General features: G+C 46.7%; 17 protein-coding genes. 8 read left to right on the top strand and 9 right to left on the bottom strand.

The genetic code is table 11. The annotated features are described in order from the left end of the window. Window positions 1-6 precede the first annotated feature (6 nt). Entirely contained in the window at window positions 7-1011 is a 1005-nt protein-coding gene (trpS, locus tag GOL65_RS11390) for a tryptophan--tRNA ligase (protein WP_140918875.1), read from the top strand. A gap of 73 nt (window positions 1012-1084) precedes the next feature. On the opposite strand, the gene GOL65_RS11385 is transcribed toward trpS, so the two are convergent. Next, on the bottom strand, window positions 1085-1672 hold the full coding sequence (locus GOL65_RS11385; protein WP_179038321.1) for a dual specificity protein phosphatase family protein: 588 nt from the start codon (window positions 1670-1672) through the stop codon (window positions 1085-1087). 401 nt (window positions 1673-2073) lie between these two features. On the opposite strand from GOL65_RS11385, the gene codB reads away from it, so the two are divergent. The 3 genes from codB (at window position 2074) to GOL65_RS11370 (ending at window position 5306) form a co-directional block, all read left to right on the top strand. Beyond that, the gene (gene codB / locus GOL65_RS11380; protein WP_140918873.1) at window positions 2074-3327 is read left to right on the top strand and encodes a cytosine permease; all 1254 of its coding nucleotides are present in this window, start codon (window positions 2074-2076) and stop codon (window positions 3325-3327) included. Further along, window positions 3317-4597, top strand: a complete 1281-nt coding sequence (gene codA / locus GOL65_RS11375; protein ID WP_140918872.1) for a cytosine/isoguanine deaminase — start codon at window positions 3317-3319, stop codon at window positions 4595-4597. Before codB ends, codA begins: the two co-directional genes overlap by 11 nt. A gap of 142 nt (window positions 4598-4739) precedes the next feature. Then, a complete protein-coding gene (locus tag GOL65_RS11370; protein WP_140918871.1) occupies window positions 4740-5306 on the top strand; it encodes a peptidylprolyl isomerase in 567 nt (188 codons plus the stop codon). A 148-nt stretch (window positions 5307-5454) separates the two neighbouring features. Here the strand turns inward: GOL65_RS11370 and GOL65_RS11365 are convergent, their stop codons facing one another. From GOL65_RS11365 to GOL65_RS11350, 4 genes are all read right to left on the bottom strand, one after another. Next, window positions 5455-5592 (bottom strand): hypothetical protein, encoded by a 138-nt coding sequence (locus GOL65_RS11365; RefSeq protein WP_179038320.1) that lies wholly within the window; start codon window positions 5590-5592, stop codon window positions 5455-5457. Window positions 5593-5760: 168 nt separating this feature from the next. After that, window positions 5761-6828: a radical SAM/SPASM domain-containing protein gene (locus GOL65_RS11360; protein ID WP_140918870.1), complete on the bottom strand. Its 1068-nt coding sequence runs from the start codon at window positions 6826-6828 to the stop codon at window positions 5761-5763. Window positions 6829-6839: 11 nt separating this feature from the next. Continuing rightward, window positions 6840-7826 carry a TIGR04222 domain-containing membrane protein gene (locus GOL65_RS11355; RefSeq protein WP_140918869.1) on the bottom strand — a complete coding sequence of 329 codons (987 nt, stop codon included), beginning with the start codon at window positions 7824-7826 and terminating at the stop codon, window positions 6840-6842. A 178-nt stretch (window positions 7827-8004) separates the two neighbouring features. Continuing rightward, window positions 8005-10821 (bottom strand): FAD-binding and (Fe-S)-binding domain-containing protein, encoded by a 2817-nt coding sequence (locus GOL65_RS11350; protein ID WP_140918868.1) that lies wholly within the window; start codon window positions 10819-10821, stop codon window positions 8005-8007. A gap of 356 nt (window positions 10822-11177) precedes the next feature. On the opposite strand from GOL65_RS11350, the gene GOL65_RS11345 reads away from it, so the two are divergent. Then, a complete protein-coding gene (locus GOL65_RS11345; RefSeq protein ID WP_140918867.1) occupies window positions 11178-12692 on the top strand; it encodes a helicase HerA-like C-terminal domain-containing protein in 1515 nt (504 codons plus the stop codon). Window positions 12693-13037: 345 nt separating this feature from the next. Here the strand turns inward: GOL65_RS11345 and GOL65_RS11340 are convergent, their stop codons facing one another. Continuing rightward, window positions 13038-13727, bottom strand: a complete 690-nt coding sequence (locus GOL65_RS11340; protein WP_140918866.1) for a GntR family transcriptional regulator — start codon at window positions 13725-13727, stop codon at window positions 13038-13040. Window positions 13728-14174: 447 nt separating this feature from the next. On the opposite strand from GOL65_RS11340, the gene GOL65_RS11335 reads away from it, so the two are divergent. The 3 genes from GOL65_RS11335 to GOL65_RS11325 all read left to right on the top strand — a co-directional run bounded on the left by GOL65_RS11335 (window position 14175) and on the right by GOL65_RS11325 (window position 17699). Beyond that, on the top strand, window positions 14175-15467 hold the full coding sequence (locus tag GOL65_RS11335) for a ferredoxin reductase family protein (RefSeq protein WP_140918865.1): 1293 nt from the start codon (window positions 14175-14177) through the stop codon (window positions 15465-15467). A gap of 155 nt (window positions 15468-15622) precedes the next feature. Next, entirely contained in the window at window positions 15623-16315 is a 693-nt protein-coding gene (locus GOL65_RS11330; RefSeq protein ID WP_140918864.1) for a heavy metal response regulator transcription factor, read from the top strand. Further along, the gene (locus GOL65_RS11325; RefSeq protein ID WP_140918863.1) at window positions 16302-17699 is read left to right on the top strand and encodes a heavy metal sensor histidine kinase; all 1398 of its coding nucleotides are present in this window, start codon (window positions 16302-16304) and stop codon (window positions 17697-17699) included. The genes GOL65_RS11330 and GOL65_RS11325 overlap by 14 nt, the downstream gene beginning before the upstream one ends. Before the next feature lie 323 nt (window positions 17700-18022). Here the strand turns inward: GOL65_RS11325 and GOL65_RS11320 are convergent, their stop codons facing one another. From GOL65_RS11320 to GOL65_RS11310, 3 genes are all read right to left on the bottom strand, one after another. Next, the gene (locus GOL65_RS11320; protein WP_140918862.1) at window positions 18023-19504 is read right to left on the bottom strand and encodes a mannitol dehydrogenase family protein; all 1482 of its coding nucleotides are present in this window, start codon (window positions 19502-19504) and stop codon (window positions 18023-18025) included. Window positions 19505-19547: 43 nt separating this feature from the next. Next, window positions 19548-20954 (bottom strand): MFS transporter, encoded by a 1407-nt coding sequence (locus tag GOL65_RS11315; RefSeq protein WP_140919178.1) that lies wholly within the window; start codon window positions 20952-20954, stop codon window positions 19548-19550. 74 nt (window positions 20955-21028) lie between these two features. Continuing rightward, on the bottom strand, window positions 21029-22042 hold the full coding sequence (locus GOL65_RS11310) for a Zn-dependent oxidoreductase (protein ID WP_140918861.1): 1014 nt from the start codon (window positions 22040-22042) through the stop codon (window positions 21029-21031). Window positions 22043-22051 lie beyond the last annotated feature (9 nt).

The raw sequence follows: 22051 nt of genomic DNA, 5'->3' as shown, positions 1-22051 counted from the left end.
GAAATCATGAGTAAACCCATTGTATTTAGTGGCGCACAGCCATCAGGTGAATTGACCATTGGTAACTATATGGGAGCGCTGCGTCAATGGGTTCAGATGCAGGATGAATATGACTGTGTATACTGCATCGTTGACCTGCATGCGATTACCGTTCGTCAGGACCCGGAGAAGCTGCGTAAAGCAACGCTGGATACGCTGGCACTGTATCTGGCCTGTGGTATCGATCCGAAGAAGAGCACCATCTTTATTCAGTCTCATGTTCCTGAACATGTTCAACTGAGCTGGGTTCTGAATTGCTATACCTATTTTGGTGAGCTGAGCCGTATGACTCAGTTTAAAGATAAATCCAGCCGCTATGCAGAAAATATTAACGCCGGTCTGTTTGACTACCCGGTGTTAATGGCGGCGGATATCCTGCTGTATCAGACCAATCAGGTTCCGGTTGGGGAAGACCAGAAACAGCATCTGGAATTGAGCCGTGATGTAGCACAACGTTTTAATGCTCTGTATGGCGATGTGTTTAAAATTCCACAACCGTTTATTCCTAAGTCTGGAGCCCGAGTGATGTCACTGTTGGAGCCAACTAAAAAAATGTCTAAGTCTGACGAGAACCGCAATAACGTTATTGGCCTGCTGGAAGATCCAAAATCAGTGATGAAAAAGCTGAAGCGTGCGGTAACCGACTCCGATGAGCCACCTGTGGTTCGTTATGATATTGAGAATAAAGCTGGGGTTTCTAACCTGTTAGATATTTTGTCCGGGGTAACTGGCAAGTCTATTGCAACGCTGGAACAAGAGTTCGAAGGCAAAATGTATGGTCATCTGAAAACTGAAGTAGCTGAAGCGGTAGCAAATATGCTGACTGAACTTCAGGAACGTTACCACCGTTTCCGTAATGATGAAGCTTTCTTACAGCAAGTGATGCGTGAAGGCGCAGCTAAAGCCAGTGCACAGGCTAAAAAGACCATGGAAAAAGTAAATCAAGCCGTTGGATTTGTGGCAATGCCGTAATCTTTTTTCCGTTAATATCAGCATTCCATACACGCGGAGGAATGCTGATATATAAGCATTTACGACGGTTATTTTATTCTGCTGTTCCAGTTACCTGCTTGCGTATACTCTCTACATCTACCTTTTCCAGATACTGAATGATGTTGTAATAGGCCCATTTGTGGTAGCCAAACTCAGGCTTTTTAAGCTCTTCAATTGCATCCTGCTTTGACCAGCCAAGAAATACCATACGGTACATGGCGACCATCAACCCGGTACGATCGCTACCGTGCCAACAGTGAATCAGGGCTGGTTTTGGTGCATGGTAGAGCTGTTTCAGCGCTAAAACTACCTGCTCTTCGGTAAAACGACCGGCTTCCATAGGAATATGATAAAGCTTCAGCGATGTGCCTTTTGCTTCGCTGTTATCGGTGTGGAAGTTACGCAGGTTAAAAATAGATTTAACTCCCCGACGTTCCAGCTCCTGCATCTGTTCAGTACCCGGCTGGCCGGAACGGTACAGATCTTTATCCACCTGATAAAAATTCTCCAGTGTTGTATCGCTCACTTTAGTTGCTGGCATATGTACATCGGTTTCAACCGGCATGGTGGCGATGGCAGAAGCAGAAGATAAAACCAACAGGGCTGCACCAATAACTCCGATCTTGCTGAAAATATTCATGAATAATCCATTTAATGGTAAATATGATATAGAGTTTTCAAACTCAATCATTCCAGGGTTGCATCATTGCGTTGCTGTATTTTTCAATTATCCCGGTAATGGGTAAAGATTTCATTACCCCGGTCATCGGTTTTTAACCTGGATATTTTAATCATCCAATTTTCATATCATAACTATTTCTGCGGTACTTTTCTTAATCTATTACCTGACGGCTTAAATCATTTGATGAATGCAAGCACCTATTGTGAATAGCGACTCACATCTATTTTTCGATAAAAAATCACTTTATAAATCATTTGTATGGGATGTATTCGTAAAAAAACTCAAACGAAACCGATTGCTTTATCGTGAGATGCGTATATTATACCGCGAATTTTTTGGCCCGGATTTAAGGAGATATTGTGTCGCAAGATAACAATTATAGTCAGGGGCCCGTCCCCCTGGCTGCGCGGAAAGGCGTGATTTCATTGACATTTGTCATGTTGGGATTAACGTTTTTTTCAGCCAGTATGTGGACCGGAGGCACTCTCGGTACCGGTCTTTCCTATAATGATTTCTTTTTAGCAGTTCTCTTCGGTAATCTCCTCCTCGGTATCTATACAGCATTTCTTGGTTATATCGGTTCTAAAACCGGACTCTCTACCCACCTCCTGGCTCGTTACTCATTTGGCATTAAAGGTTCATGGCTCCCTTCATTCCTGTTAGGCGGCACTCAGGTCGGCTGGTTTGGCGTGGGTGTAGCGATGTTTGCTATTCCGGTTAGCAAAGCCACGGGGTTGGATACCAATATGCTGATTATGGTTTCCGGTTTGCTGATGACGGTAACAATCTTCTTCGGTATTTCAGCATTAACGGTTTTGTCAGCCATTGCGGTACCGGCGATTGCCATCCTTGGTAGCTACTCTGTCTGGCTGGCGGTAAATGATGTCGGTGGATTGGATCACTTACGCGCTATTGTACCTCAGACGCCGCTTAACTTTTCTACCGCGCTGGCGCTGGTGGTTGGTTCGTTTATCAGTGCAGGTACTTTAACGGCTGACTTCGTGCGCTTTGGCCGCAGCGCCAAAGGGGCGGTGCTGGTAGCAATGATTGCCTTCTTCCTCGGTAACTCTCTGATGTTTATCTTTGGGGCGGCGGGTGCTGCTGCAGTAGGGCAGGCAGATATCTCTGATGTGATGATTGCTCAGGGTCTGTTGATTCCGGCGATTGTAGTACTGGGTTTGAATATCTGGACTACCAACGATAATGCTCTGTATGCTTCCGGTCTTGGTTTTGCCAATATTACCGGCCTTTCCAGCCGTACTCTGTCCGTGGTTAATGGTGTCATTGGTACATTAACCGCGCTGTGGCTGTATAATAATTTTGTTGGCTGGCTGACTTTCCTGTCCGCCGCAATCCCGCCAATTGGTGGCGTGATTATTGCTGACTATCTGATGAATCATCGCCGCTACGCCGCTGATTTCAGTAAGGCACATTTCCTGACGGTAAACTGGGTAGCGATTCTGGCAGTTGCTATCGGTATCGCAGCGGGTAACTACTTACCAGGTATCGTACCGGTTAATGCGGTGTTGGGTGGTGTTGTCAGCTATATGCTATTTAATCCGCTAGTTAATCGTAAATTTGTAAAACTGCCAGAGGTTGGTCATGCAGAATAATTCCGTTGTTATTACCAATGCCCGTCTACAGGGGCGTGATGGTCTTTGGCAACTCTCTATTGAGAATGGTGTTTTTAGCCGCATTGAGCCACAGGGTTCTGCGGCCCCGGCTACCGGGCAGACGATTGACGCTGAAGGTGGTTTAGCCATTCCTCCGTTTGTTGAACCACATATCCATTTAGATACTACGCAAACCGCTGGCGAGCCAAGCTGGAACCAATCTGGCACTCTGTTTGAAGGTATTGAGCGTTGGGCCGAACGTAAAGCGATGCTGACTCACGATGATGTGAAGCAGCGTGCAATGCAAACCCTGAAATGGCAAATGGCCAACGGTATCCAGCATGTTCGTACTCATGTGGATGTGTCCGACCCAACTCTGACCGCGCTGAAAGCCATGCTGGAAGTGAAGCAGGAAGTGGCTCCGTGGGTGGATTTGCAAATTGTTGCTTTCCCACAGGAGGGGATTCTTTCCTATCCAAATGGCGAAGCACTGATGGAAGAGGCGGTACGCCTTGGTGCAGACGTTATCGGTGCCATTCCTCATTTTGAGTTCACCCGCGAATACGGCGTGGAATCACTGCATAAAACTTTTGCACTGGCGCAAAAGTACGATCGTCTGATTGATGTGCATTGTGATGAGATTGATGATGAGCAATCGCGTTTTGTTGAGACAGTAGCCGCTCTGGCCCATCGTGATGGTACCGGCGCGCGGGTTACCGCCAGCCATACTACCGCGATGCACTCGTATAACGGGGCTTATACTTCTCGCTTGTTCCGTTTGTTGAAAATGTCCGGCATTAACTTTGTTGCCAATCCGCTGGTGAATATTCACTTACAGGGTCGTTTTGATACTTATCCTAAACGCCGTGGTATCACGCGGGTGAAAGAGATGCTGGAAGCGGGTATCAATGTCTGTTTTGGTCATGATGATGTATATGACCCCTGGTATCCATTAGGTACCGCCAATATGTTACAGGTATTGCATATGGGTCTGCACGTTTGCCAACTGATGGGCTATGGTCAGATTAATGATGGTTTGAATCTGATTACTACTCATAGTGCGAAGACGTTGAACCTACAGGATTACGGTATTGAAACCGGGCGTTCTGGTAATTTGGTGATTTTACCGGCAGAGAATGGTTTTGACGCGGTGCGCCGTCAGACGCCAGTGCGTTATTCTGTACGTCGGGGTAAGGTGATTGCAGAGACAGTCCCAAGCCAAACTACGTTGTATTTGAAGCAGCCGGAAAACGTGAGCTTTAAGCGTTAATTCACCTGTGCCGGAAATATAGAGGGTCGGGTAGATTATCCGGCCCTTTTTTTGTCCGCTAAATCAGTAGCCGCTGAGGGGGAAAATCACTAGAATCGGGAAGGTTTGAAATTATTGCTACCTAACAAGAAGGTATTTTCTTATGTTGAAGCGTATTTGTATCACCTTAACGGCGCTGTTCTCTCTGGTATTACTGGCTCCCGCTGCACTGGCTGCTAATCCTCATGTTGTACTGACTACCTCTCTGGGTAATATTGAAATCGAGTTGGATCAGGACAAAGCACCAATCTCTACCAAAAATTTTGTTACTTACGTCAAAGATGGTTTTTATGACGGAACGATTTTTCACCGCGTAATTCCTGGTTTTATGGCTCAGGGGGGTGGTTTTACTACCGAGATGAATCAGAAGAAACCCAATGCTCCGATTAAAAACGAAGCGGCTAACGGTTTAAAAAACGTTAGAGGAACTATTGCCATGGCGCGCACTAATGCGGTTGACAGTGCGACTAGCCAGTTCTTTATCAACGTGGTTGATAACGATTTCCTTGACCAGTCAGCCGGTAACTTTGGTTACGCGGTGTTTGGTAAGGTGGTGAAAGGAATGGACGTTGTAGACCAAATGATGAAAGAGAAAACTCAGTTCTCTGGTCAACATCAGGATGTTCCGGTTACTCCGATTGTGATTAAGTCGGCGAAGGTAATGCCGTAATACCGCCTTTGGCGGTTGAAAGAGTGATTTTAATTTGAGTGGATGTTCCGGCCGTAAATGCAACGTGAGTTTATCACCAGTGTGCCCGGCCGGAAGATCAATAATACTTAACTTAGGTGCGCGTCGGGCCTAAATTCCCCAGGGGCAGTTATGAAACACCTAATGGTGTTTCACCCTTCGGGCCAACGCAAGCGTTGTTCAAACAGGCTTTGCCTGTTTGTCCGGCAGCTAAAGCTGCTACGACCCCAACGGCAATTTCTCCCTCTGATTGACTATTTTTAAACACAAATAGTTAACCTCTGAGTTTTATCAGTAATAAGAAAGGTGCATACAGCGCTTGCCCTGCGGGCCAGGCCAACACACTCCGTAGCTGAGTACAGATGGTTTACCGACCGTTTTCCGATGCAGATATAAGCACCATGTATTTACGGTCGGAATATACGCAGAGGCTGATTTATTGGTTTTGTTCGACAGGCTTCGCCAAATAACTACAGGCGGGATCGGCTCGAAATGGGGTTTGGTGTTTTGCATAGGCCAGACAGCGGAGGCCGCCCTGACATGTGGTGCGGTACAGGCAGGTAGAGCACTCTTCGGGTGAGGAGAAGTTTCGTAGCTGCTGTAATAGTGTGGATTGATAGTAGATTTCAGCAAGTGGTTGTTGCTGTACATTGCCAACATTGATTGGCATACGCCGACATGGCAGAACGCTGCCGTCCGGCATCAGAGTGATTAGTTCTTTTCCTGCGTTACAGTAGTAGGGCGAGTTTCCTCCAGCCTGAAACTGTAGAGCGCGAAACATGGCTATTTCCGTTTTGTTATTCGCTTTAGATTCCACCTTGCACTTAACCTGATACATTTGCTGAAAATACTCTGCGCTTTGATGGGTATCCAAAGGCTGTGGTGCATCGCGGTGGCAGGAAGGCAGCATTCGATCTGACCATATCCGATCAACATGATGAATATGGGCCAGTTCGGCAACCTGACTGAATTCCTGATAATTTTTATCGTGAGCCGTAAACGACCACAATACCCGGACGCCAGCTTGCTTCAGGCTGTGGGTTGCGCTTAATACCTGTTGAAAATGACCGCGACCGCGAATGGCATCATGGGTTGATTCGTTACCTTCAACGCTAAGCTGTACAAATTTAATCTGTAACCGGGCAAAGAGAGCGGCCCATTCTGTATCAATCAATGCACCATTGCTTAGAATAGCCAGCGAAGGATGGGATGGATGAGAACTCAGATATTCCAGCAGGGTAGGGAAGTCCGGGTGTACACAGGGTTCTCCACCTGTCAGATTAATCTGCAAAGGCGTCTTTCTATCGGCTTGGGCAATTTGGTGGAGAGTGAAAATTTGCTGAGCAATTTGTTTCAGCATGACCAAATCAGGGCCTTTGTCGCGATAGCTATCCTGATAACAGTGGCTACAGCGGAGATTACAGCGATCGGTGATATGCCACTGTACGGTTAAGCGCTGTAGTTGAGTAAGTTGAGCAAGTTGATCGGTGACATCAGAAATCATTGTTTATGCTCTTAGTCACCACCGCCACATCCACCACATCCGGAACACCCACCAGAACTGCTTGAACCTGAAGATGAGCTACTGTCACTATCGGCTCCGCCAGAAGAAGAGCTTCCACCTGCGGCCCCTCTGCCAGATGCGTTTGCTGTTGGAAGTACCGCAAAGCTGAGCAGATAAGCATGTTGACCAAAACTGCACTCTAAATAGATAAAGTTGCTGGTTGATAGGGCGACCACAGCCATGGCGATATCCAGTTTTTTCAGCGATTTTTTGTCTCTTGGCAGGCTGGCGCTGAGTCGCTCAAGAAATACTTTACCTTTATCGGTCAGGTGAACCCTGTCAGCCCGATGGCGTAGAAAGATTCGGTAATACATCCAGCCAAAAAACAACATCATCAGACTAAGAAAAATAACGTTATGGTAGCCATTTCCCCAGGCAACAATCAGCTTATAGGCACCCATGCCGACTAACAAAATAAACCCGATCCACACTACCATGGCGGATAAGTTTTCGCTGGTGGTCGAGTGAACCAGGCCTTCCTTTTGCGCTTTAGCTCGAAAATTTCGGCTGGCAGGAGCGAGGGAGTTAAAGGCCCATTCTTTGCTCTGCTCATGCTGTTGCTCAAAACAGGATAAAACTGATGTCTCTAACCGATTCAGTTCTTGCATCTTTGACTGAATAGACTCTGGATTAGTGACAGGGCGGAGCATATAGGTTTGAGATTTGCTACCGGGAACCAGTAATCCGGCATAAGACAGGCGCATCATCGCTAACTGTAATACCTTCTCACGACCGCTTTGCAACCAGGCAAGAAAGTACGGATCGATATGGGAGGGCAACAGGTCACGATTCTTAGCAGTACGAGAAGTATCAGGGTAACAACGCAGGCTGATTATCCCTGCGGCAATCATGATGGCGATACAGTAGACCAAATAAAACAACAGAAACCAGGGGCCGTACATGTCCACAATCGGGTTACTCATGACTGTCCATGTCATACGCTAAACTCCGCGACCAAATGATAATTGAGTGATAGTTGCTATTGTATACAGATAAATGCGTGTGTCACCGATTGACTAAAGAAGATTGCGCCCGGGCTCCTTTATTCAGCCATATAGGATTGGCTAAAGGAACCGGGCGCACATGATAAAACGTTATGTTTTATGTAAGCACTGACTAACTTAACGGCTTAGTTACTCTGTCCACTACATACAAAATAGAACGATAAGGCACACCGGAGTGTTCTGTTAAACCAATCTCACAGGTTCGGCTATTGGATACCCCTTCAACACAGTTAGCCGGTACTTGCTGACTTAACAGACGTAGTGCGCTGGCATTCAGTTCTGGATTTTTTATCCCTTTATCTCCGGCAAAGCCGCAGCAATGAATACCATCAGGAATAATGACCTGATTACAGCAGCGATCCAGCAGATTTTTCATTGGTGCTGACAGCCCCATCTTCACGCTGGAGCAGGTAACATGCAGCATGATAGGCTTGTCTTCCGGAGTGAACGCTAACTTATCCAGCAGATAGTGATTCACAAAACCAACCGGTTCAAATAGCGCCATTGGTTTAGTGAAACCTTCCACCGCGCGCAGGGCACACGGGCTGGTATCAATCAGTACCGGGTATTTCCCCTGTTCGCTGGCTTCCCAGAGGGCTTGCTCCATATCTGCCAGTCTCTCTGAGGCAACAGAGGTGATACCTTTACTGTTATAAGGCATTCCGCAGCACAAACTATCCAGCTTTTGTGGATAAATCACCGAGAAACCCGCTTTGTTTAACAGGCTTTCTACAATGTCCGTCAGAGGACGTTGGTCTGCATCATTGGCTGATGCTCCCATGGTGCGTGATGCACAGCTTGGTAAATAGACTACTTTTAAATCGCCAGCCACTAACTTCGGTGCTTTTGGCGAAGTGGCTCCTCGTGGGAATGATGGCGTTAGCAGAGGGATATATCCGGCGCTGGCAACGTGGAGTGCTTTAGTGATTTTGCCAAAGCGTGGCTGACCAATAACCTTACCGGTTGCAGCTACGGTATTTAATGCCAGACGGGCTCCACCAGTAATAGTAGTGAAGTGATCTGCGGTCCAGCGGGCGATGCGCTCATAGCGCATATTGCGTTGAGTGCGAATATCACGAATAAGTTCGCCGGTATTAATCCCTACCGGACAGCGACGGGCACACAGGCCAGTAGCCGCGCAGGTAACATCACCCAGATACAGGAAGTCTTTCTCCAGCTTTTTCAGCCGTTTATTATCATCACCGCTGCGGCGCAGGCGATTAATCTCACGCCACATAACGATGCGTTGACGTGGTGTGAAAGAAAGACTGGTGGAAGGGCAAACTGGTTCACAGAATCCACATTCAATACAGCTATCTACACGCTTATCGGCGGCGGGCAGTAACTTTAAGTTTTGCAGATGGGCCTGATGATCGCGGTTAAGCAAGACTCCAGGACTTAACAGATGATTCGGGTCGAGCAGATTTTTCAGCTGCCACATTAGCTCATAGGCTTCACTTCCCCACTCCAGCTCCACAAAAGAGGCCATATTACGACCAGTACCATGCTCTGCTTTGAGTGAACCTTTGTACTCAACCGCCACTAAGTGAGCAATGTCTTCCATAAATAACTGATAGCGAGAAACTTCTGCCGGGGAGTCAAACGATTGCTGGAAGACAAAGTGCATATTGCCATCCAAAGCATGGCCATAAATCACCGCGTTATAGTCATGTTTAATAAATAGTTTGCGCAGGTCGCGTACGCCAGCGGCCAGTTGTTCAATAGGGAACGCCACATCTTCAATAATAACCGTTGAACCCACAGGGCGAACGGCACCAATTGCCGGGAAAATGCCTTTACGGATTGCCCACAGGCGACCGAATTCTTCAGGTTTATCGGTGAAGGGAACCTGCTGTTCCAGCGTGAAGCTGGCAATGGATGACATGATTTGTGCCATCTTATCTTTTAACGTATCAGCATCGGCGGCACGGACTTCGACTAACAGCGCCGTGGCATCTTCACTGAGATGAGGCATGAAGTCAGGCAGACCCTCTTCATTCTCTACTGAGGCCAGTGCACCGCGGTCCATTAACTCTACGGCAGAGACCGGCTGTTGTTTGAGGATTCGGGTTGCCTCACAGGCGGCTTCAATATCACCGAATACAAACAGAGCAGAGGCTTTAAATGGATGCTCTTCCACCGTGCGGTAGGTGATTTCTGCAATAAATCCTAATGTACCTTCTGAACCAATCATCAGGTGAGTCAGGATATCCAGCGGATGGACAAAATCAACCAGCGCATTCAGGCTGTATCCGGTGGTGTTTTTCAGTCGATACTTATGGTGAATCAGCTCTGACAAATGGCTATTGGCTTTAGTTTGTTGAGCCAGTAGCCCAAGCTGCTCCAGCATTTTTCCGTGGGTTCTATTGAAGGAAGCAACAGATTCGCTATCGGCGGTATCAATCAGAGTGCCATCTGCCAGAATCAGGCGCATTGCCTGTAACGTTTGGTAAGAGTTTTGGGCGGTGCCGCAACACATGCCGCTGGCGTTATTGGCTGCAATGCCGCCAATTTTACAGGCATCAATAGACGCCGGGTCAGGGCCAATTTTACGGCCAAAAGGTGCCAGATAGCGGTTAGCGTCTGCGCCTATAACTCCCGGCTTCAGGGATATATAACCTGCATCACCAAAAATTTTATACTGGCGCCAACTATCGCCCAGAATGATCAGAATCGAGTCCGTAATCGCCTGACCGGACAGGCTGGTACCCGCCGCCCGGAAAGTTACCGGAAGTTTATGTTTTCTTGCCAATACTAAGGTTTGCTGTACTTCCCGTTCGTTATTAACCCGCACAACAATTTGAGGGATTAAACGATAACAGCTGGCATCTGTGCCATAAGCCATGGTTCTTGATGGATCGGTATAGATAAATTCTTTAGAGATAACACGACAAAGCTCACGATAAAAAAGTTGGTACGACACTTTCATTTATACTTCCTTTATTTTACTTTTTGCGCAATAAATGCGTTTCTTTGTTGTTGATTATAATAGTAAAATCATGAAATTATTGTGATCGCACTCTATCTTTAATCGCTATTGAATCGATTCATATTACAAATGTGTTTCCATGGCGTTGTCCGGTGAGAAAAATATCCCGATATTTTTAGCTGATGTGCTACGGGTCGAGATAAACGGAATTTTTATTAATCATCCTCGGTTGAGTCATTTATACTGTGTCAGTATAGGACATTGCGCATAGTGACATGCCGTGGCCTTTCTGAATAAAACGTCTGACAGGTGCACTTTTCGACTCAGTGGAGTCGTTATATATAGGATGAACTCTGATGTTAGAATCTCTTGTTATTGCCAAAAGCAATGAGTTAGAGCTGGCGATTTTGCCTGCGCTGGCTAACCGTCATGGATTGATTACCGGAGCAACCGGAACAGGAAAGACCGTCTCGCTGCAGAAAATGGCAGAGAGTTTTTCACGAATTGGCGTGCCGGTATTTATGGCTGACGTCAAAGGCGACCTGTCGGGTATCGCTGCAGAAGGGGTGATGAACCCGAAACTTCAGTCGCGTCTGGAAGCGTTGAAAGTAACTGATTGGGATCCGGCTGCTTGCCCTACCGTATTCTGGGATGTTTTTGGTGAGAAAGGACATCCGGTTCGCGCAACGGTTTCTGATATGGGGCCGATTTTGCTTTCCCGTTTACTGAATCTGAATGATGTTCAGTCTGGCGTGCTGCAATTAGTATTCAAAATTGCTGATGATAACGGCCTGCTGCTGTTAGATATGAAAGATCTGCGCTCAATGGTGCAGTTTGTTGGTGATAATGCCAAACAGTTCCAAACCCAATACGGGAATATCTCCAGCGCTTCCATTGGCGCTATTCAGCGCGGTTTGCTGACGTTAGAACAACAAGGGGCAGAGAGCTTCTTTGGCGAGCCGATGTTAGATATTTTCGACCTGATTAAAACCAAAGCATCTGGTCAGGGTATCGTTAACATTCTGGCAGCAGATAAGCTGTATAACCAACCAAAACTGTATGCGATCTTCCTGTTATGGCTATTGTCTGAGCTGTTTGAGCATTTGCCGGAAGTGGGTGATATGGATAAACCGAAGATGGTGTTTTTCTTTGATGAGGCCCATCTGTTGTTTAACGATGCCCCAACCGCATTGCTGGAAAAAATTGAACAAGTGGTTCGCCTGATTCGTTCTAAAGGTGTAGGTATCTATTTTGTTACTCAAAACCCACTGGATATTCCGGACAGCGTACTGGGACAGTTAGGTAACCGGGTACAGCATGCTCTGCGTGCGTTTACACCACGGGATCAAAAAGCGGTCAGAGCTGCGGCAGAAACCATGCGGGCAAACCCGGCATTTAATGCAGAGCAGGCGATTACTGAATTGGGCGTTGGCGAAGCACTGATTTCATTTTTAGATGAGAAAGGGCGTCCAAATATTGTCGAACGCGGTTTTGTTATCGCACCTTGCTCTCGTATGGGAGCGCTGAGTGATGATGAGCGTAATGGCTTGATTAATCGCTCTCCGCTGTATGGTCGCTATGAAGAGATGATCGATCGCGAGTCTGCCTATGAAAAACTAATGGCAGGCGCAGGTGTAGCAACGCCAGCAGCGAAAGATGTTCCAGCGACTAAGCAAGAGGCTGAACAGAAAGAGAACGAAGATGGCGGTTTACTGGGTAGCCTGAACGATATTCTGTTTGGCACTACGGGTCCACGTGGCGGCAAAAAAGATGGCATAGTACAGACTGCGGCTAAATCGATGACCCGCCAGCTGGGTAACCAGATAGTAAGGGGTATCTTGGGGAGTATTCTGGGTGGTAAACGTAGATAATTAATTAGTTATCCGATAAAAATAGCGGCCTTAGAGGCCGCTATTTAAAAATAAATGACAAAGTTTGGTTATTCAGTGTTTGTTTTTAAAAGTAGCTAATCGGAGGGAGAGGGTGCCGTGGGGGTCGACTTGGCGTCAGCCAACGAAGTGCCCGTAGGCAGCCTAGGCCCGACGCGCTTGGGGCTTAAGTACAGATGGTCTTCCGGCCAGGCACAATGTAGATATTGGTATTTTGTAATTGTGGCCGGAATATTCTCAGAACTGAATTAAATACGTTTACAATAAAAAATAGCGGCTTAATGCCGCTATTTTTTATTGTTTACACCTACCAACTAAAGCGAAACGTTATTCGTCAGCTTCGAACCAGTCAGTATTGCGTTGGGAAATGGTCGTGACGGTGGAGATCATCTCTCCAAGGTGCTGTTTCATTGCGGCTTCTGCTGCATCGGGATCGCGTTTTTCCAGCCCGTCATAGATTTTGTAGTGCTGCTCAATCAGGCTCTCTGGTGGAGAAACATCGGCCAGGCTCATAAACCGTACACGGTCCATAGTGGCTTTAATGGTTTCGATGGTTTCCCAGGCCATTGGGCAATCGACGATCTGGGTGAAAGTGCGATGAAACTCATCATCCAGCTCTAAAAACTCTTTGATACGCTTATTGCTGGCAGCAAGCTCCTGACGATGGAGATTGTGTTTTAACTGCATCAAGTGTTCAGGAGTGATAGCTAACGCAGCCCGGCGAATAATCGCTATTTCGACGGCTTCTCGGATAAAACGCCCATCAGACACGCGCTTGGCGGAAATCTTCATTACGAAGGTGCCTCGCTGCGGCAGAATTTGGACTAATCCGGTTTCTGACAGTTTGATAAATGCTTCTCTGACTGGCTGCCGGGATACATTGAAGCGAGTTGAGATCTCTTTTTCTGACAGTAAAGTACCCGGACGAATCGTACAATCAACGATCTCCTGCCTTAACAGGCGGTAGATTTGCTGATTGACGGGCTCACTGGTAGCGAATGGGTAAGCAATGGTCATTGATGTCGATAGAGCTCTTACTGTAGTTAGCAACTTTCCGCATTATAGCGGAATTTCACGGATAATTCGCCAGAATTCTTATGGAAAAGCGTCATTTTTAACAAATCCAATTGAGTAGCGAATGAATATTTTCACTGGAATATATTACCCAGTTAACTAGCACAAAGGTTATTTAGCAGAGAACAGGTTGTTTTTGACCATAAAACCGGTATTTCACCCACAAACCGCCTTAAATATAAATGAACCTATCATGATTAAAGTCCATTTAATTTGATCTTTGGCGTGTAAATCAGCAATTCATTGGCGTGTTATGTAATTGCCTGCGTGCAGATAAAAATGACAGAAATGTAATCTGTGCATTGGCGGTTTGTCATTCGGACATTGTTATTCTTTTTGCAATTTATTGGGCTATTAAGCCAGCAATCATTGTCATAGAGGGAATAGCTTATGCGCCGGTTAACGGGTGGTTTAATTTTAATTTGGGCAGTGACTTTTCTGTTTTCATTACCAGAGACATTCAACTTCTTCTTCTGGCGACGCCAGCTCATTTTATTGACCGGTATTCTTAGCTTTGGCTATATGAGTGCCGCAATGTTATTGGCTATCCGCCCCGCCTGGCTTGAAAAACGCCTGAACGGATTGGATAAAATGTATCGCCTGCATAAATATCTGGGAATTGGGTCATTAGTGGCGCTATCGGCCCATTGGCTGGCATTTAAAGCCGGTAAATGGCTAACGCAAGCCGGTGTGGTGCAACGACCTTTTCGTCCTGAAGCGGAAGGGATTAACTGGCATGCCATTGCTAATGATATTGGTGAGTGGGCGTTTTATGCTTTTGTCGTTTTTGCGCTGGTAAGCCTGTTAAAAGCCATCAGTTATAAAAGATTTGTGATTCTGCATAAGTTGGCGGGGATCATATTTATCGCCGGAGCGCTTCATTCTGTTATGTCACTAAAATATCTGATGAATACCCTGTTGTATGATATTACGGTTATAGCCATGGTATTTGTTGGCTGTTATTGTGCTCTGTTGTCACTGACCAGCCAGATTGGTAATAAGAAAAAGGTTAACGGTACGGTAATTAATGTTGAGCGTTATGCCAGCAATACTGTTCATTTTCAGATAACTGTCGATCAGCCGATGAAGTATCAGCCGGGGCAGTTTGCCTATCTCAACTTTCATGATGGTGAATCCCCTCATCCTTTTACCGTGGTTAATTATGACAAACAGCAAAAAATCATCGAAATAGCAGTTAAAGCGTTGGGTGACTATACCGCTAAGCTGGTAAATGATTTGCAAGCAGGGCAGCAGGTTGAAGTTGAAGGAGGTTACGGCAAATTTCTGCTGTCGGATAACAAGAAGCAAGTATGGGTCGGTGCTGGTATTGGGGTTACGCCATTTATTGCCTGGCTGGAATCCCTCGCGTCAGGCAGAAGTGCTCAAGCTCCACTGGAAAAAGTAATATTTTTCTACTGTGCCAGAAATCGGCAAGAGGCCTTTTTTATTGAACGCCTGCAGCTTTTAACCAAACGAATATCTCATGTGGAGCTGCGAGTATTGCTGGCGGACGACGGAGAACTATTAACGCCGGAAGAGATTATTCACCAGATGGATAACTGCACCGATTATTCCGTTAGTTTTTGTGGTCCGGAAGTGTTTGCTGAACATTTAAAGAAAGGTTTATCCGCTTCAGGGTGGTGTCAGAGTCAGTTTCACCATGAAATATTTTCAATGCGTTGATGGCTCATTTTACCAATCCAGATGAAAGCGGGACTTTTATATTTATTTACATCATCAGAGCCATTAATCATCATGGCTCTGATTGGGTCGTTTTAATTAAGTCAGATACAAAAAGAAAATCCTGTTGATATGCATAAAGTAAACGGATAACTGCTATGAAAATATTATTGGTAGAAGATCAGAAAATGGCATCGGAATACATCGCCCGTGGGCTCAAAGAGCAAGGCATGGTGGTCGATATTGCGACCAATGGTCCCGATGGTTTGCACTATCTGTTAACCAATGAATATGATTTGGCGATTCTGGATGTCATGCTGCCAGGCCTGAGCGGTTGGGATATTTTGGAAATGGCGCGTAAAGCGGGTAAGCAAACTACGGTAATGTATCTGACCGCCAGAGATAATGTTGAAGATCGGGTGCGGGGTCTGGAGTTAGGGGCGGATGATTATCTGATAAAACCGTTTTCCTTCAGTGAACTGTTGGCGCGTATTCGTGTTATTCAGCGACGCCAGATTGATCCACAACAGCCGGAATCTACAGTATTGCGAGTAGCCGACCTGGAACTCGATCTATTGAAACATCAGGTTTATCGGCAGGGAAAACGTCTGGAGCTGACACCAAGAGAATTCACTTTGTTAAGTTTGCTGATGCGCCGCAGCGGCGAGGTGTTATCGCGTATTGTGATATCCGAAATGGTCTGGGATATGAATTTTGACTCCGGAACTAATGTGGTAGATGTGGCTATTCGCCGATTACGTACCAAAGTGGATGATCCCTATTCGGTCAAGCTGTTACACACTATCCGGGGTGCCGGCTACGTGATGGAGTTGAGAGATGAAACTGTTTGATATCCGTAGCTGGTCGTTAACCCAGCGGCTGAGTATCTTTTTTACTTTAGCCATGACGATAATAGTGCTAATCGTCTCTGTGATCGTATTTACTGCACTGGTCGAACAGCTAAAGAAAAAGAACCAACTTGAATTAAATAATATTCTTCAGTCGCAAAGCAGTGTTATTGAAAGTATTCACGATAATCGTAAGTTGAGGGTTTGGCAGCAACGCTGGTTTGAAAATATCGATCCGGATAAGCGGGCATTTTTGCGAGTGATTATGCCGAACGGGCAACTGTTTGCGGAATCTCCCCAATTGACGATTTCACCAGAGGAGTTTCCCGATGCTGACGAGAAGTTTAACTATAAAATAACCTTCTCTAAGCAGGGAGAACGCAAGAGCAAGATGTTACTGGGAAGCCGCAAGGTAGCTCAGGCTAACGGGCAAGTATGGTTAGTACAGGCAGCGCTGAACGTTAGCCAGGAACGAGAAATTCTGGATCTTTGTCTGGATATTCTGAAAGTGGTGGTATCCATTGCACTGGTTATTTCAGCACTGCTTGGATGGTTGATAGTACGAAGTGGTCTTAAACCATTAAATATTCTGAATAAGCAAATACAGAATATTCATGTGGAACGGCTCAATACTCGCATAGGCCAACAAAAATGGCCCAGAGAGCTAAAAGAGTTAGCCGCTTCTTTCGACGATATGCTTAGTCGATTAGAAAGCTCTTTTGCTGAACTATCGCGCTTCTCATCGGATATTGCTCACGAATTCCGCGCGCCCATCAATAATATGGTTGCCGCCGCCAGCGTAACACAGTCCCAGCTTCGTACTCCGGAAGAGTATCAGGAAACGCTGGAGAAAATTATGGAAGAAGGGGAACGGTTATCCCGAATGATCTCCTCCATGCTGTTTCTTGCCAGAGCAGATAACTCTCGGGAAGTTATTCATATTGAGCCGGTATCAACTTCGATTCTGTTTAATCAGGTGGCTGAATTCTTTAGCGGTTTGGCGGAAGAGAGGCAGGTTGAGTTATCAATTTCTGGCGATTACACCATGCAGGCTGACGTGATGTTATTACGACGGGCATTTTCTAATCTGGTTGATAACGCATTACGCTATACGCCAGTAGGCGGAAAAATTACGCTGGCAGCAGAAAGAGAGAACGATCGCCTGATTTTGTCGGTGACTGATACCGGTGAAGGGATTGAACCATTACACATCGACCATATATTCGAACGTTTTTACTGTGCCGATAGCGCCAGAAGCTCGAATGAAAGCACCGGACTGGGGCTGGCTTTGGTGAAATCTATTATAGAGCTGCATAACGGTACTATTTGGGTAGAAAGTGAAGTGGGACACGGCAGTCGGTTCGTGATGAGTTTTCCGGTTGTTTAGTTTTGAATGATGAAAAATAACCACCCGAGAGGGAGGTTATTTCAGATTGATGATAAAGCCAGATAGTTCCTAAGATAGCTAATCGACGGGAGGGACGGGTGTTGGGGTCGACTTGGCGTAAGCCAACGACAAACAGGCAAAGCCTGTTTGAACAGCGCTAGCGCTGGCCCGTAGGGCAAAACACCGAAGGTGTTTTGTAACGGCCCCTAACCCGGCCAGGCCCGACGCACTTCGTAGCTAAGTACAGACGGTTTTCCGACCGTTACCAGTGTAGACATAAGCACTGTGTTTTTACGGTCGGAATATACACAGTTGCTGATTTATCAGAACTGTCTAAGTAACAAAGCAACACTCTGTTTCGCGCCAGACTTTAACAACTGCAAATAGGCTTCTGTCACAACCGTAACAAAGCGAGTGTTTTGCGGCAGCTCTTTACCAAACACCACTTCCAGTGACAGCAATGCTTTTACTCGTTCAGCACCTTCATCACTTGCAGCAACCAGTGCTTTTAACTGTTCCAGCAATGGATCGCTAACTTCAATCGGTTGCCCTTGCTCATCAATACCACCAACGTAGCGCATCCAGGCCGCAATCCCCAACGCCAGACAGTCAAAGCGGCTGTTATGGGCAAGATGGTAGCGTACTGAATCCAGCATCCGCTGTGGCAGCTTCTGCGTTCCATCCATCGCGATTTGCCAGGTACGGTGCTTCAGGGCTGTATTGCGATAGCGGTTAAGTAATGAATCGGCATAGGCTTCCAAATCAACACCCTGAGTACGCAACGTTGGTGCCTGCTCGCTTAGCATCAGATGGCGAGCAGCTGTGGCGTAGTTGTCGTCCTGCATACAGTCGTTAATATGCTGATATCCTGCCAGATAGCCGAGATAGGCCAGAAATGAATGGCTGCCGTTTAGCATACGCAGTTTCATTTCTTCAAATGGCAGCACATCTTCTACCAGCTCTGCCCCGGCTTTTTCCCACTCAGGGCGACCATTAACAAAGTTATCCTCAATCACCCACTGGCGGAACGGTTCGCAGGCTACGCCTGCCGGATCGTTAATTCCACCAAGCTGTTGCGTTATTTTCTCCAGCGTTTCCGGGGTAACGGCAGGTACAATACGGTCCACCATCGTGGATGGGAAACTGACGTTAGTTTCAATCCAGTTTGCCAGTTGAGCATCCTGAATACGGGCTAACGCCAGAACCACATTACGGGTTACGTAACCGTTTTCCGGCATATTATCGCAGGACATCACGCTAAAAGCGGGAAGATTGCGGTCACGACGCAACCGTAAAGCCTGAACTATCGCGCCGGGTGCTGATTTTGGCATTGATGGGTTAGCGATATCATGCTGAATCAGTGGGTGATCTTCAATTAACGTACCGGTAGCTGGCTGGTAACAATAGCCTTTCTCAGTAATGGTAATGGAAACGATGGCAATCTCTGGTTGTGCCATGGCTTCCAGCACGCTGTTGATTCCATCAACTTCACCATGAATAGCGCGGCGAACCACGCCCACCACACGACCTGACCAGCCTTCAGAAGCCATTTCAGCTACCGAATACAACAGCTCCTGTGCGTTCAAGTCACTAATCTGCTGTTCGCCACCAATCAGGTTAACTTCACAATATCCCCAGTTGCTACCGTATTCTGATGCCAGAATATCGGCATAAACTGCCTGGTGGGCGCGGTGAAACGCGCCGAAGCCTAAATGCACAATTCGAGTCTGAAGTTTGGTTCTGTCGTAGCTCGGCACTACGACATTTTTCGGCAGATCGCGTAATGATTTGTTTGATAAATTCATATCGTCGGTTAACCCGTTAAATGATAAATAAGCGCTGATGCGATTAAACTTCTGCCGCACCACGGCGAACGTCAACCTCTGCTGCCTCATGGGCTGGAACTTCCGCCGCATCTCTTGGATCGCTCAGGTCGCGATCTTTCACTTCAGGCATGCAGATAGCCGAGATTAAACCGATAGATGAATAGACAATAATCATCACCACGATTGGCCACCAGGAGTCGGTCATGTTACAGAAAATACCTGCCAGTACCGGGCCAAAACCTACCGCGACCAGACCACCAGTCTCTTTAGAAATAGCCATCCGGGTAAAGCGATTACGTGAGCCAAACATTTCGGCCATAGTAATGTTTTCAAGGGCGAACAGACCCAGTACCGCAACGTTATGGATAACGATAATGCAGGCCATAATCACATTAACTTCGCCGGTTTTATCAACAATCATTGATAGCATTGGGTAGGCTAAGATAATGGCACTGATGCTCAGCACAATATAAGGCAGACGGCGACCAATTTTGTCAGACAGCCAGCCCAACAGCGGAATGGTCAGGAATCCAAGAATTGAACTGATCATTAATGCATCAGTTGGAATACGTTTTTCAAATAGCAGTGTTTGTACTAAATAACCAGCCAGAAAGGTTTGAATCAGGCCAGAGTTACCCGCCTGCCCAAAGCGTAGTCCGGTTGCCAGCCAGAAGGATTTGCTGGTGAACATTGAAAGAATGGAGCTTTCTTCAGAGGCGGCCTTTTTCGCGGCTGCTGTTTCAGTAGCGGCGGTTTCGCTGGCCTGCTCAAAGACCGGGCTTTCTTTCAGGTTCATCCGTAACCAAACTGCAAAGATCATAACAACTACGCTGGACAGGAACGGGATACGCCATCCCCAGTCAAGCAGCTGTTCTCTGTCGAGCAGAACAAACATTACTGCCCAAATCGCTGTTGCGCTCAATGTTCCGCAGTTGGTTCCCATAGCAACCAGTGAAGAGATAATGCCGCGCTTACCTTTAGGGGCGTATTCTGCCAGCATAGTGCCTGCACCGGAGATTTCAGCTCCTGCGCCCAGCCCCTGAATGATACGTAAAGTAATCAATAATAGAGGCGCAAAGATACCAATTTGAGCGTAAGTAGGTAGTACGCCAATTAGCGTGGTACAGATACCCATCATGGTGATGGTAATAAACAGAACTTTTTTTCTGCCAAGGGTGTCGCCCATTCTGCCGAAGATAAAGGCGCCAACGATACGCGCAATATATCCTGCGCCGTAGGTTCCCATTGCCAGAATCAGCGCCATCGCTGCCGATTGCTCAGGGAAAAAAATCTCATGGAAAACCAGCGCGGCACCCAGTGAGTACAGCTGAAAATCCATAAATTCGAGTGCGGTTCCCAGCCAGCCGGAAACTGCGGCCTTAACCAGATCAGAAGTACTTCTTTCCGGTTTATTATTTGTTGATTCCATGCTTTTAGTCATATTTCTGCTCTCTACAGTTGTTGTTATATATACAGAAAAGGTTTGGGTACAGAGGTTTTCTGTTAAAACTTCAATAAAACTTTGCAACAGAACTTAGGATCTTTTTCAAATATCTCCATTGCTTCAACGACTTGTGTGTAATCAAATTGATGTGTAATGAGTTTTTCTGGATGGATTTTTTTGCTGTTCATCCAGTCAATAACCATCGGGAAACGATTACTGTTGAGGCGGGAGCTATAAATAGTCAGCTCTTTACTGGTGATACCCTGTTGGTTAATGACGCAAGGGTCGGAAGAGAAACCCATAATGCCAATACGGGCTGCTGGTGATGCCAAACCAATGGCTTCCGGCAAAATTGACGGGTGACATGCAGCATCAATAATCAGAGTGGGGCGGATACCCAGCTTTGCCAGCTCTGCGGTAAGGTCGATATCGGTATTGTTAATTACGCGATCGGCACCGTTTTCTTTAGCCATGGCTAAGCGCTCATCAATACGATCCGCAACAATAATCTCTTTAACGCCGTATACGCCACGTAGTGCCTGAATAGAGGTCAAACCCATTGGGCCTGCGCCATATACCAGAGCAACATCCAGAGGGCCAGGGTTCATCTGACTGCAGATATTTGCAGCGATAGTAAAAGGCTCAATCATGGTCGCTTCCCGATCCGGGATGCTGTCAGGAATAATATGGGCATTCTTGGCTGGCAGAGTGATGTATTCACTGAACCCGCCATCACGATGAACCCCAATAACTTGTAAAGAGGTACAAACATTCGGGCGGCCCACTGAGCACGGGTAGCAGTGACCACAGCTGACCACCGGATCGCCAACCACACGCTGACCAACACGGGATGTATCAACGCCTTCACCAACCGCATCAATGCGGCCAAAGAACTCATGACCGATAACGCGCGGGTATTTCGCAAAAGGATTATGACCACGATAAATATGCACGTCGGAACCACAGATACCGGCACTTTCCACCCGCAGACGCACTTCACCAGCTTGTGGCTGTGGTACCGGGCGATCTTCAATCACTAAAACTTCGGGTTGTTGAATGACTACGCTTTTCATATTGTTTTC

This window comes from Limnobaculum xujianqingii (assembly GCF_013394855.1).
GTDB lineage: Bacteria > Pseudomonadota > Gammaproteobacteria > Enterobacterales > Enterobacteriaceae > Limnobaculum > Limnobaculum xujianqingii.
This window is presented reverse-complemented; position numbering and strand designations above follow the sequence as displayed.